At 62.4% G+C, this 12,596-nt stretch carries 11 protein-coding genes; 6 read left to right on the top strand and 5 right to left on the bottom strand.

Features of this window, described 5'->3' with window-relative positions:
- Positions 1-252: 252 nt before the first annotated feature.
- Together HBO23_RS31110 and HBO23_RS31105 are read right to left on the bottom strand one after the other, a co-directional pair.
- The gene (locus HBO23_RS31110; RefSeq protein ID WP_056858461.1) at positions 253-960 is read right to left on the bottom strand and encodes a YebC/PmpR family DNA-binding transcriptional regulator; all 708 of its coding nucleotides are present in this window, start codon (positions 958-960) and stop codon (positions 253-255) included.
- A gap of 110 nt (positions 961-1,070) precedes the next feature.
- Complete coding sequence (locus HBO23_RS31105) at positions 1,071-2,384, bottom strand: MFS transporter (RefSeq protein ID WP_017136485.1); 1,314 nt, start codon at positions 2,382-2,384, stop codon at positions 1,071-1,073.
- 255 nt (positions 2,385-2,639) lie between these two features.
- On the opposite strand from HBO23_RS31105, the gene HBO23_RS31100 reads away from it, so the two are divergent.
- Complete coding sequence (locus HBO23_RS31100) at positions 2,640-3,512, top strand: LysR substrate-binding domain-containing protein (protein ID WP_017136484.1); 873 nt, start codon at positions 2,640-2,642, stop codon at positions 3,510-3,512.
- Positions 3,513-3,629: 117 nt separating this feature from the next.
- Here HBO23_RS31100 and HBO23_RS31095 read toward each other — a convergent pair whose 3' ends face one another.
- Positions 3,630-4,487 carry a LysR substrate-binding domain-containing protein gene (locus HBO23_RS31095; RefSeq protein ID WP_017136483.1) on the bottom strand — a complete coding sequence of 286 codons (858 nt, stop codon included), beginning with the start codon at positions 4,485-4,487 and terminating at the stop codon, positions 3,630-3,632.
- Between the two features lie 114 nt (positions 4,488-4,601).
- Between HBO23_RS31095 and HBO23_RS31090 the strand changes: the two genes are divergently transcribed.
- From HBO23_RS31090 to HBO23_RS31080, 3 genes are all read left to right on the top strand, one after another.
- Positions 4,602-5,711, top strand: coding sequence for a 2-aminoethylphosphonate--pyruvate transaminase (locus HBO23_RS31090; RefSeq protein WP_170040760.1), 1,110 nt, complete (start codon positions 4,602-4,604; stop codon positions 5,709-5,711).
- Between the two features lie 29 nt (positions 5,712-5,740).
- Entirely contained in the window at positions 5,741-6,568 is an 828-nt protein-coding gene (phnX, locus tag HBO23_RS31085) for a phosphonoacetaldehyde hydrolase (RefSeq protein ID WP_099550031.1), read from the top strand.
- Between the two features lie 114 nt (positions 6,569-6,682).
- The gene (locus HBO23_RS31080; protein WP_017136480.1) at positions 6,683-7,228 is read left to right on the top strand and encodes a cytochrome b; all 546 of its coding nucleotides are present in this window, start codon (positions 6,683-6,685) and stop codon (positions 7,226-7,228) included.
- Here the strand turns inward: HBO23_RS31080 and HBO23_RS31075 are convergent.
- Positions 7,225-8,115, bottom strand: a complete 891-nt coding sequence (locus HBO23_RS31075) for a pyridoxal-phosphate dependent enzyme (RefSeq protein ID WP_169988179.1) — start codon at positions 8,113-8,115, stop codon at positions 7,225-7,227. The genes HBO23_RS31080 and HBO23_RS31075 overlap by 4 nt on opposite strands.
- A gap of 56 nt (positions 8,116-8,171) precedes the next feature.
- Positions 8,172-10,211, bottom strand: coding sequence for an NADPH-dependent 2,4-dienoyl-CoA reductase (locus HBO23_RS31070; protein WP_170040759.1), 2,040 nt, complete (start codon positions 10,209-10,211; stop codon positions 8,172-8,174).
- A 212-nt stretch (positions 10,212-10,423) separates the two neighbouring features.
- Between HBO23_RS31070 and HBO23_RS31065 the strand changes: the two genes are divergently transcribed.
- Both HBO23_RS31065 and HBO23_RS31060 read left to right on the top strand, forming a co-directional pair.
- Positions 10,424-11,554 carry a carbon-nitrogen hydrolase family protein gene (locus tag HBO23_RS31065; RefSeq protein WP_017136477.1) on the top strand — a complete coding sequence of 377 codons (1,131 nt, stop codon included), beginning with the start codon at positions 10,424-10,426 and terminating at the stop codon, positions 11,552-11,554.
- Positions 11,555-11,558: 4 nt separating this feature from the next.
- Positions 11,559-12,593: an AraC family transcriptional regulator gene (locus tag HBO23_RS31060; protein ID WP_170040758.1), complete on the top strand. Its 1,035-nt coding sequence runs from the start codon at positions 11,559-11,561 to the stop codon at positions 12,591-12,593.
- Positions 12,594-12,596: the final 3 nt, after the last annotated feature.

Here is a 12,596-nt window from a genome sequence, read left to right as displayed (position 1 = left end):
CCTATTTCTCCTGTGGCGAGCAGGCTTGTCCTGCGTTGGGCTGCGAAGCAGCCCCAAACCCAGTCGCTGAGTTCTTTCAGGAGAATTGCAGTGCCTTTACTGGGGCCGCTTCGCAGCCCAACGCAGGGCAAGCCTGCTCGCCACAACAGCCCACCTGCCACAGACTTCGTGTTAACCGGTTGTGTAGATGCCTATGGCTATCGCAGGCAAGCCAGCTCCCACATTTTTTGCCGGCATTTATTCAGCGATAAATCAGCCAGCCAACCCGACGAACATATCCTGCACGTCATCATGGTTGTCCAAGCCTTCCAGGAAGGCTTCGACTTCAGCCATCTGCTCATCGGTCAAACCGCTGACCGGGTTCTTCGAGATGTAGCCCAGCTTGGCCGACAACACGGTGAAACCCTGCTCTGGCAGTGCTTTTTGCACCGCATCAAGATCGGTGGTTTCGGTGATGAACAAGGTGCTGCCTTCTTCTTCGCCGTCTTCAAAATCCTGTGCGCCGGCTTCAATGGCGGCCATTTCCGGGTCGGCGTCCGGGCTGTCCGGCGAGGCTTCGATCAGGCCGACGTGGTTGAAGTCCCACGCCACGGAACCCGAAGCGCCCAGTTGGCCCTTACGGAAGGCCACGCGGATTTCTGCCACGGTACGGTTGATGTTGTCGGTCACGCATTCAACGATCAGCGGCACCTGGTGCGGGGCAAAACCTTCGTAGGTCACGCGGTGGTACTGCACGGTTTCGCCGAGCAGACCGGCGCCCTTCTTGATCGCGCGTTCCAGGGTTTCCTTGGGCATCGAGGCCTTTTTGGCCTGTTCTACCACCAAACGCAGGTGGGCGTTGGTCGCGGTGTCCGCGCCGTTGCGGGCGGCGATGGTGATTTCTTTCACCAGCTTGCCGAAGATCTTGCCCTTGGCATTGGATGCCGCTTCTTTATGTTTGACTTTCCACTGTGCGCCCATGACTCACTCTCTTTTCGTCCATCGCGCCGAAACGTCTACTGGCCGGCGCTTTGGGGGCAGAGTTTATAGCGCAAAAACACTCTAATCCACCAAAAAACCGGCCAAGTGCCTCAGGTGCGCAAGGGTTTGATCGTGACGTTGCGGTCGGGCACAAAGTCGCCAACCTGCGCCAGCGCGGCGGGCCTGGCGTTCCAGTAAGGCATCAGCACCAGTGAAGAAAACAACGCCGCGCCGGCAAATACGATAAACACCGTGACCGTATCGAAGTAGCCCGGCAGCAGGCCGCCAAGGATCGCCCCCACCGAACCGCAACCGTTCACAAAGCCTGCGGCCGTGGCGCCGGCCTTGGCGGTGCCGAAGTCGATGGCCGCCGTGCTGCTGATCATCGAGTCAGGCCCATACAGCGTCAGGCCCATCACAAACAGCAGGGCCATCACCAGCATCACGCTACCGGTGTGCAGCGCGCCCATGAACAACGCCAGGGCCACGGTCAGCGCCAGCAGGCTGAGCACACAGGCCGGCATGCGCCGGGCGCCGAAGAGTTTGTCGGACGCCAGCCCGATCATGATCGGCCCCAGCAACCCGGCCAACTCGAACGCCGTGGGCACGATGGCCGCACCCACCTTGCCCACCGAGGGCATTTGCTCATAAACGATCACCGGCCCCCACAACAGGATCGCGTAACGCGCCGGTTTCAACAGAAAGTACGCCAGGCCCAAGACCAGCACCGTACGGTTACGCAGGATCGCGCGCAGCGGTTCCAGCACGCTGACTCGCTGTGTGTCGGCCGCCACGACCGGCTCCGGCTCAACAGCCGGCAAGCCGACATCCTGCGGTGTATTGCGCTGGAAGATAAAGAACAGCACAGCCACCACCGCCACCACCGCCGCGCTGGAAATAAACGCCGCATGCCACGTGCCGATCAGCGTGTAAGCCCACCAGCCGGCAAAGGGCGATGCCACCAGGCCACCAAAGGCGTAGCACGAACTCCACAACCCCAACACCCGCCCGCGTTGCTGCGCCGGGAAGAAACTGCCGAGGTTTTTGCACAGCCCCGACCAGCCGGTGGACTGCGCCAGCCCCTGGATCAACATGCAACTGATAAAAATCGGCAAGGTGGCAAAGGTGCCCATCACCAACGCCGCTGCGGCAGAAATCAACAATCCGCCCAGCACCACCACCCGTGGCCCGAAGCGGTCCGCCAGCATGCCCCAGGTGAATTGCCCCACGGCATAGGCCGCCAGGTACAGGCCATCAAGGTTGGCCATCATCATTTTGTCGAGGGGGAAACTGGGGTCATCGACGATGCCCAGCTTGGCCACCGAAAACGCTTTGCGAGTGAAATAGAACGCGGCGTACGCCAGCCAGGTGATGGCGAAAATCTGCACGCGCCAACGCTTGATGCTACCCGTTTGGATATTCATTGTGGTTCTGACCTCAGGTGAGTGTGCCGGCAGGATCTAGAAGCAAATGCCTGTTGTTTTTATGGTTGAGCACTGCAATGCCAAGCCCTGGAGGGCGCGGCATTGGTCAGATGGGTCCGGTTTGCCAGAACCCATGGCCGCCGCGGTTGTAGGACTCAGCCGTCGGCGGTTGGCGTATCAAAGCAATGGCTGACTAATAGGTAAAATCGATTTATCGTATTTCACCTATAAGCTCAGCTTGTAAGAGGATCTGCGATGTCGGTTTCCCACGCCCAGCTCAAAGCCTTCCACGCCGTGGCCGTACACGGCAGTTTCACTCAGGCCGCTGAACGCCTGTTCCTGACGCAACCGGCGATTTCCGACCAGGTGCGCAAGCTCGAAGAACGCTTCGGCGTGCTGCTGTTTCACCGCAACAAACGCGCCGTGCGCCTCACCGACCTGGGCGAGCGTCTGCTCGGCATCACCCAGCGCCTGTTTGTGATCGAGGCCGAAGCCGAAGAGCTGTTGCAAGACTCCCGCGCCCTGCTCACCGGCACCCTCACCCTGGCCGTGGACGCGCCCGTGCACGTGTTGCCGCAGATCGCACGCTTCTGCCAGTTGTATCCGGGGATCAGCGTGAAGATCGAAACCGGCAACACGGATGAATCGCTGTTTCGCCTGTACAACTACCAGGCCGACCTGGCCCTGCTGGGGCGCGATGTCGACGATGAACGCCTGCTGTCGTTGCCGCTGCCCGATGAGCAGCTACTCGCCTTTGTGGCGCGCAACCACCCGTGGGCCGGGCGTGAATCCATCTGCCTCGCCGACCTGGATGACACGCCGCTGGTACTGCGGGAAATCGGCTCGGTCACCCGTCAGACCCTGGAGCAGGAAATGCGTCAGGCCGGGCTGCGCATCCGCCCGGCGATCCAGGTGGAAGGCCGCGAAGCCGCGCGGGAGGCGGTGGTGGTGGGGATTGGTGTGGGCGTGGTGTCGGCAGCGGAACTCGGCGCCGACTCGCGGGTGTATGCCCTGCCGATCCGCGATTGCAGCCAGCGCATGAAGGAAACGCTGGTGTGCCTCAAGGAGCAGAGTTCGCGGCGGGTGGTGGCGACGTTTCTCGATATTGTGCGGGACAGTTTGCGCTGAGTTTCAGGGCCTCATCGCGGGCAAGCCCGGCTCCCACAGTTGACCGAGTAGTACCTGAGTAACCGGACCAATGTGGGAGCCGGGCTTGCCCGCGATGGCCTCGACTCGGTCTTCAACTCAAGACGCCAACTCAAAGAACGCCTGAATCAGCCGCAACGAGCGGCGCCGCTCCATACAGCCGAGCATATGCCGGTTCAACAACCCATCGCCCTGAATCGTCACGGCCTGCACACGCGGGTCCTGGCTGACTTCCATTGACGACACCACGCCTACGCCCAACTCGGCCGCCACGGCTTCGGTCACCGCCTCGCGGCTGTCCAGTTCCAGCAGCACCTTGGGCTGCACACCCGCAGCTCCACACGCATCATCGAAGGTTCGCCGCGTGATGGAGCTGGGCTCGCGCAATACCATGATCACCTCGTTGAGCTGTTCCAGGCGAATGCCCTTGGGCAGTGCCGCCCACGGGTGGCTGGCCGGGACAAGCGCGCAAATCCGCGACTCACTCAACGGCTGCAGGTGCAGGCCATTGCGCGGCTCCACCTCCGTCAGCACCGCCACATCCGCATGCTCGGAGAGCAGCGCCGCCAGGGTTTCCTGGGCATTGCCCAGACGCAGGTTCACGGTGATGCCGGGGTAACGGGCACGCAGGCTGGCGATCATCGGCATCACCAGATGCGGGCCGTCCGCGGCCACTTCCAGGCGTCCGCTGAGCAACTGCCGATTGGCTTCGAGCAACGCCTGCGCTTCATCCACCAGGCCGAAAATTGCCCGGGTGATCGCGGCCAGACGCGTGCCCTCCTCGGTCAATTCCACCCGCCGGGCGGTACGGCGCAACAGCGCGATCTGGTAGTGCTCTTCCAGGGCCTTGATGTGCCCGGTCACCGCCGGCTGGCTGATGAACAGCCGTGCGGCGGCACGGGTAAAGCTGCCCTCGCGGGCCACGGCATCGAATGCACGCAGTTGAAACAAATTCATAGCTATCGGCCTCACTGATAGCTCGCATAACAACAAACAATTTGATTGATGACAAGCCAAACTGCAATTTAGGCGCCGTAGCTTCACCCCCCAATGACCTTGCGAGGACTTGAGATGAGCACTGCCGCGCCGATCCTGCTAACCCCTGGCCCCTTGACGACTTCGAACCGCACCCGTCAGGCAATGATGGTGGATTGGGGGTCATGGGATGACCGCTTCAACCAACTGACCGCCAGCGTCTGCACTCAATTGCTGGCGATCCTGCACGCCACCGACAGCCACCACTGCGTGCCCCTGCAAGGCAGCGGCACCTTTGCCGTCGAAGCGGCCATTGGCACCCTCGTGCCGCGCAACGGCAAGGTACTGGTGCTGATCAACGGCGCCTACGGCAAGCGCCTGGCGAAGATCTGCGAAGTGCTCGGCCTCGACTTCAGCACCTTCGAAACCGCTGAAGACGAACCCACTACCGCCGCCGACGTCGACCGCCTGCTGCACGCCGACTCGGCGATCACTCACGTCGCGTTGATCCACTGCGAAACCAGCACCGGCATTCTCAACCCGCTGCCGGACATCGCGCAGGTGGTTAAACAGCACGATAAACGCCTGATCATCGACGCCATGAGTTCCTTCGGCGCTCTGGCGATCGACGCCCGCGAAGTGCCGTTTGACGCGCTGATCGCCGCCTCGGGCAAGTGCCTGGAAGGCGTGCCGGGCATGGGCTTTGTCTTCGCCGACAAACAGGCACTGTCGGGCGCCCAAGGCAACTGCCATTCCCTGGCAATGGACTTGTTCGACCAGCACAGCTACATGGCCAAGACCGGCCAATGGCGCTTCACCCCGCCGACCCACGTGGTCGCCGCGCTGCACGAAGCCTTGCTGCAATACCAGGAAGAAGGCGGCCTGCCCGCACGCCATCAACGCTATGCCGACAACTGCCGGACGCTGCTCGACGGCATGGCCGCACTGGGCCTGCGCAGCTTCCTGCCAGCGGCCATCCAGGCGCCGATCATCGTCACCTTCCATGCGCCAAAAGACCCGCGCTACCAGTTCAAGGACTTCTACGAGCGGGTCAAGGCCAAGGGTTTCATTCTCTACCCCGGCAAATTGACCCAAGTAGAAACCTTCCGCGTCGGCTGCATCGGCCACGTTGACGCGCAGGGCATGCAGGCGGCGGTCGAGGCGATCGGCCAGGTGCTGCAAGAAATGGAAGTGCTGGACATCTGATTGCCCCCATTACCCACAGGATTTGAACCATGAACTATCAAAACCCCAACACCCTCCAGGCCGTGATCCTCGACTGGGCCGGCACCGTGGTCGACTTCGGCTCTTTCGCGCCCACGCAGATCTTTGTCGAGGCGTTTGCCGAGTTCGACGTGCAAGTCTCCATCGAAGAAGCCCGTGGCCCGATGGGCATGGGCAAGTGGGACCATATCCGCACGCTCTGCGACCAACCGCAGGTCGCCGAACGCTACCGCAAAGCCTTTGGCCGCACGCCGACCGATGACGACGTGACCTCGATCTACCAGCGTTTCATGCCCTTGCAGATCGAGAAAATCGCCGAGCACTCGGCCTTGATCCCCGGTGCCCTCGACACCATCGCCCGCCTGCGTGTGCAAGGCATCAAGATAGGCTCCTGCTCCGGCTACCCCAAACAGGTGATGGACAAGGTGGTCGCCCTGGCCGCCACCAACGGCTACATCGCCGACCACGTGGTCGCCACCGACGAAGTGCCCAACGGCCGCCCGTGGCCCGCCCAGGCACTGGCCAACGTGATCGCGCTGGGCATTGACGATGTGGCGGCGTGCGTGAAGGTCGACGATACCGTACCGGGCATCCTCGAAGGCCGTCGCGCCGGCATGTGGACCGTGGCACTGACCTGCTCCGGCAATGCGCTGGGCCTGACCTACGAGCAATTTCGTGACCTGGACGCCACCGCCCTGGCCAGCGAGCGCACACGCATCGAGAAGTTGTTCGAGGGTTCGCGACCGCACTACCTGATCGACACCATCAACGACCTGCCTGCGGTGATCACCGATATCAACCAGCGCCTGGCCCGCGGTGAAATGCCGCAAAGCGACTGATTGAGATCAAAACAACAGCATTTACGTCAGGCGCACCGCTCAAAACCGGCATACAGTTATAGGATTCCGTCGCGAAAGAACGGAAGTATGCCCTGATGAGTGAGGAACCAAGCGATGCCGTGGAAAAACTCCGATACCCGCTACAGCACCATGTCGATTGCGCTGCACTGGTTGATGGTGGTGCTGCTGGCGGTGGTTTACGCCTGCATTGAGTTTCGCGGGATCTTTCCCAAAGGCAGTGGCGGGCGGGCCCTGATTGTAGAAATGCACTACATGTTCGGCCTGACAGTGTTTGTGCTGGTATGGCTGCGCCTGTTTGCCCGCACCTTGGGCGTTGCACCAAAGATCGTGCCGGCACCGCCGCAATGGCAATCGGCACTGGCAACACTGATGCATCTGGCGCTGTACCTGTTCATGATCGGCATGCCGATTTTCGGCTGGCTGATCGTCAGTGCCCAGGGCCATTCCGTGATGTTTTACGGGATCGAGTTGCCGCCCTTGATTGGCGAAAACAAAGACCTGTCCAAACAGATCAAAGAATGGCACGAGCTGGGCGGCACCGTCGGTTATTGGCTGATCGGCCTGCATGCCGTGGCCGGCCTGTATCACCATTACTTCATGCGCGATAACACCGTGTTACGCATGATGCCCAAGCGCTAGCTCTCCATGCTCCGGCGGCCTTGCAGGCCGCCGGTGTGCACGAAGATCAAGCGAGTGCCGGGGGCGAAGCGTCCGGCCTCGATCTGTTGCTTCAACGCCAGCAAGGCCTTGCCAGTATAGAGCGGCTCCAACGGTAAGCCGCCTGCCTGTTCCGTCGCCTGGATAAAATCGAGCAATAACGGGTCGACCTTGGCGAAGCCGCCTCGGCTCGCGTCCAGTAATTCATAGCCGTGCTGCACGATGGCCTGCACGTTCTGGGCAACCCCGTGATCATCCGGCACCGCCAAGGCGCCGAACACCGGATGCACGCCCGCCTCTGCCAGCGCCAACCCGGCCAGTGTGGTGCCGGTGCCCGCCGCCAACCACCACGCGTCGTAATCAGCCCAGCCGAGCCTGTTCAGTTGAGCGCGCACCTGCTCAACCAACACCCCGCAACCCATTGCCCCGGCCCTTCCACCGCCGCCCTCGGGCACGGGATAAAGATGGGGATACTGTTCGCGCCATGGCCGCCAGAAACCTGCGTCGTGACGCGCACGATAACCGCCGTACCCCAGCCAATGCAGGTGCATGCCGAAGGCTTTCAGATCAAGGATGGTGGGCGTGTCTTGAGGGTGGCCGCGCAACAGGCCGACGGTGGGGAAATCAAAATGTTTGCCGGCTGCCGCCAACGCGTGCAGATGGTTGGAATGAGCGCCGCCCAGGCTGATGATCCCATCGGCACCGGCCTGTTGCGCATTGGCCAGGTGCTGGGTGAGCTTGAACCACTTGTTGCCGCTGATCAGTGGATCGATGCAGTCCAGGCGCAGCACGGCCAACTCGACCCCGTTCAGCCAGTCGAGGGGCAACGGTTCAAGCGGTGCCTGGGGAAACCAGTCGAAGGGACCCATCGGGGGATATCTGAATGAAAAAGGGGCGGTAGTCTAACACCGCCCCTTGGGTCGTTTTACAGCGCGGCAGCCAGACGCGAACCCTGGTTGATGGCGCGCTTGGCATCCAGTTCGGCCGCCACATCGGCGCCGCCGATCAGGTGCACATTCTGGCCGGCTGCGACCAGCCCATCCTGCAGTTCGCGCAGTGGGTCTTGCCCGGCGCAGATGACGATATTGTCCACTGCCAGCACCTGCGGTTCGCCCTCGGCGCCGATGCGGATATGCAGGCCATCGTCATCAATCTTCAGGTACTCAACGCTGTTGAGCATCTGCACCTGCTTGTTCTTCAAGCCAGTGCGGTGGATCCAGCCGGTGGTCTTGCCCAGGCCGTCGCCGACCTTGGAGGTCTTGCGTTGCAGCAGGAACACTTCACGTGCCGGTGCGTGGGGTTGCGGCTTGATGCCGGCCACACCGCCACGGGCTTGCAGTTGGGTGTCGATGCCCCACTCTTTCCAGAACGCCTCGCGGTCCAGGCTGGTGGACACGCCCTCGTGCACGAGGAACTCGCAGACGTCGAAGCCGATGCCGCCGGCGCCGATCACCGCCACGCGCTTGCCCACCCGCTTGCGCTCCAGAATCACATCCAGGTAGCTCAGCACCTTGGCGTTGTCGACGCCCGGAATCGCCGGCGTGCGCGGCGCAATGCCGGTGGCCAGGATGATCTCGTCGTAACCGCCCGCCGCCAGTTGCGCCACATCCACACGGGTGTTGAGGCACAGCTCGACGTGGGTGGTCTGCAATTTGCGCTTGAAGTAGCGCAGGGTTTCGAAGAACTCTTCTTTGCCCGGCACGCGCTTGGCGATATTGAACTGGCCGCCGATCTCGCTGGCCGAATCGAACAGGGTCACCTGGTGGCCGCGCTCAGCCGCCACGGTGGCCGCCGCCAGCCCCGCAGGCCCGGCACCGACCACCGCAATTTTCTTGATCTGCTTGACCGGCAGGTAGTTCAGCTCGGTCTCGTAGCAGGCACGCGGGTTGACCAGGCAGGTGGTCAGCTTGCCGCCAAAGGTGTGATCCAGGCAGGCCTGGTTGCAGCCGATGCAGGTGTTGATTTCATCCGCGCGGCCGGCAGCGGCCTTGTTGACGAACTCCGGGTCGGCCAGGAACGGGCGCGCCATCGAGACCATGTCCGCATCGCCTTCAGCCAGAATCTGCTCGGCTATTTCCGGGGTGTTGATGCGGTTGGTGGTGATCAACGGAATCTGCACCGCGCCACGCAGCTTGGCGGTGACCTTGCTGAACGCACCACGTGGCACCTTGGTGGCGATGGTGGGGATACGCGCTTCGTGCCAGCCGATACCGGTGTTGATAATGCTCGCACCCGCGCCTTCGATGGCCTTGGCCAGTTGCACGATCTCTTCCCAGGTGCTGCCGCCTTCCACCAGGTCGAGCATCGACAGGCGGAAGATAATGATGAAGTTCGGACCTACTGCTTCGCGTACCCGGCGCACGATGTCCACGGCCAGGCGCATGCGGTTTTCGTAGCTGCCACCCCAACGGTCGGTGCGATGGTTGGTGTGGGCGGCGAGGAACTGGTTAATGAAGTAGCCTTCGGACCCCATGATTTCCACGCCGTCGTACTCGGCCACCTGGGCCAGCAGCGAGCAGGTGACGAAATCCTGGATCTGCTTCTCGATGCCCTCCTCGTCCAGCTCCTTGGGCTTGAACGGGTTGATCGGCGCCTGGATCGCGCTCGGCGCCACCTGCTTGGGGCTGTAGGCATAACGACCGGCGTGGAGGATCTGCATGCAGATCTTGCCGCCCGCTGCGTGCACGGCCTGGGTCACAATCTTGTGCTTTTGCGCTTCTTCGTCGGTGGTCAGTTTGGCGGCACCGGCATATACGCCGCCTTCATCGTTCGGGCCGATGCCGCCGGTGACCATCAGGCCAACGCCGCCACGGGCGCGCTCGGCAAAATAGGCGGCCATGCGTTCGAAGCCGCCGGGCTTTTCTTCCAGGCCGGTGTGCATCGAGCCCATCAGGGTGCGGTTGCGCAAGGTGGTAAAACCCAGGTCCAACGGGGCCAGCAGGTGCGGGTAGGCAGCAGCGGTCATGGTACAGCTCCACAACGGATCATCACGGGACGTGGCAGGCTCGAACGGCTTGCCATCGGTTTATGTCCCACAGACTAAGAGGCGATGGACGACCGCTCAATGACCGTAACTGACAAGTTATTGATCCAAATGCACAGTGCCCCTTGGCAAGCCGGTGCATCAGCCCTACCCTAGTCGGCGAACCCTGCACACGGTCTGTTGTCTGTTGCCCCATGCGTAAACTTCTAGCGTTCACCGTCTCCATGGCCCTGGTTGCCGCCATCGCCGCGTATCTGGTCTGGACCCAGGAGCGCCCCGTGGCGCATTACCTGTCGGACCTGCGTATCACCCTGGCCGTCAATGAAGGCGAGCCCGCCGACCGTGGCAACCTGCTGGGCATCCAACCCGAGCTGTTCCCTGCTGATTACCAGAGCCTGGAACGCTTGCACCTGAAACTCTCGGCCTACCTGCAAAAGGCCCGCGACCAAGGTTTGATCAACGCCAAGACCGTCGTCGTGCTGCCGGAACATATCGGCACCTGGCTGATGCTCAGCGGCGAAAAGAATGAGCTGTACCAGGCCACTCACCTCAAGGACGCCATGAATTGGCTGTCCGCCAGCAACCCGTTGCAGTTTGCCCGCGCCTGGATCAGCGCCAAAGGCGATAACCGCATGGACGACGCCTACCTGCGTATGAAGGCACCGGCCATGGCACGCGACTATCAAGTGCTGTTCGGCGGCCTGGCCAAAGAATTCGGCGTGACCCTGGTGGCCGGCTCCATCGCGCTGCCCAACCCCAGTGTCAGCCAGGGCCAACTGCACATTGGCCATGGCGCGCTGTACAACGCCAGCGTGGTGTTTGCGGCCGATGGCCTGCCCATCGGCGAGCCACAGCGCCAGCTTTACCCGATTTACGATGAGCGCGGGTTTATCGCCCCGGGTGACGAAAATATCGTCAGCGTGGTCGACACCCCGGCCGGGCGCCTGGGCATCCTGATCGGCAGCGACAGCTGGTACCCGGACAATTACCGCAAGCTCAACGAGCAAGGTGCGCAACTGGTGGCCGTGCCGGCCTTCGTCACCGGCCGCGACACCTGGGACCGCCCATGGCGCGGCTTTAAAAGCGTGTCCACGCCGCCGGAAATCAGCCTCAAGCCCGAAGAACTCAGCGAAGGCGAAGCCTGGCGCCGCCTCACCCTGATCAGCCAGCAGCCCATCAGCCAGGCCAGCGCCGGCATGAGTGTGTTCCTGCGTGGGCAGTTCTGGGACTTGGGCACCGCCGGACACAGCTTCCTCAGCAACGACGGGCACGTCACGGCGGGCAACGACGCCCGTGGCGCGCGCCTGCTGAATATCTGGCTGTAACGCCGTGAAGCCGGTGCGCCTTGGGGACTTGTCGGTGGGCTTTGTTCAGTCCTTGGCCGACGCCGTCCACAGCCACGACCTGGACCCGCAGCCGCTGCTGCTGCAATACGGCCTGGACCCGGCGCGCCTTGCCGAAGCCGGGGCGCGCCTGTCGATCCCGCGCTATATGCGCCTGGGCCACGCCGCCATCCAACTGACCGGCGACCCCGGCCTGGGCTTGCGCATGGGTCAATTGAGCCGTCTGAGCCAGGCGGGATTGGCCGGCGTCACCGCCGCACAGGCGCCGAACGTACGCGAAGCAGCGCGCGCACTGACGCGGTTTGAAGCGCTGTACGGCTCCAACTATCGTGGCCAGTCGAGCTTTCATGAGGACGCCGAAGGCGCTTGGCTGCGCTTCTATTCCATCAGCCCATACAACGCCTACAACCGCTTTGTGGTGGACTCGATCATCGCCGGCTGGCTGCAGCAATTGTCGAGCCTGGCCCAACAACCGGTGCAGGCCCAGCGCATCGACATCGAGTTTGAAGCCCCTGAGTACAGCGACCAGTACCGCGTGCTGGGTGACAGCCCCGTGCATTTCGGTGCCGAGGCCAACCAACTGCGCCTCAACCAGCCAACCCTGAGTCTGCGTAACCCGCAGCATTGCCCCAGCACCTGGCATCTGTTGTTGAAGTTATGTGAACAGGAGTTGGAGCAGCTCACCCGCACCCGCAGCCTGCGCGAGCGCATCACAAGGTTGCTTGGGCCGATGCTCAATGGTGGCCGGGAACCCGACCTGGAAGAAGTGGCGGCACGCTTGAAGCTGCCTACCTGGACGCTGCGCCGCAAACTGGCCGACGAAGGCACGCAGTTTCGCGCAATTCTCAACGATACCCGCCGCGATCTGGCCATGACCTACATTCGCGACACGGAACTGGCGTTCGGCGAGATCGCCTACTTGCTCGGTTTTGCCTCAGCCCAAGCCTTTCAACGGGCATTCAGGCGGTGGAACAACCAGACCCCAGGGGAATTTCGCCGCAGTCAGCGGCATTCCGCCTGAAGT

This window comes from Pseudomonas sp. WS 5532, from assembly GCF_012985445.1.
Taxonomy (GTDB): domain Bacteria; phylum Pseudomonadota; class Gammaproteobacteria; order Pseudomonadales; family Pseudomonadaceae; genus Aquipseudomonas; species Aquipseudomonas edaphica.
The sequence above is the reverse complement of the archived record's forward strand: the minus strand, read 5'-3'. Positions and strand labels throughout refer to the sequence as shown.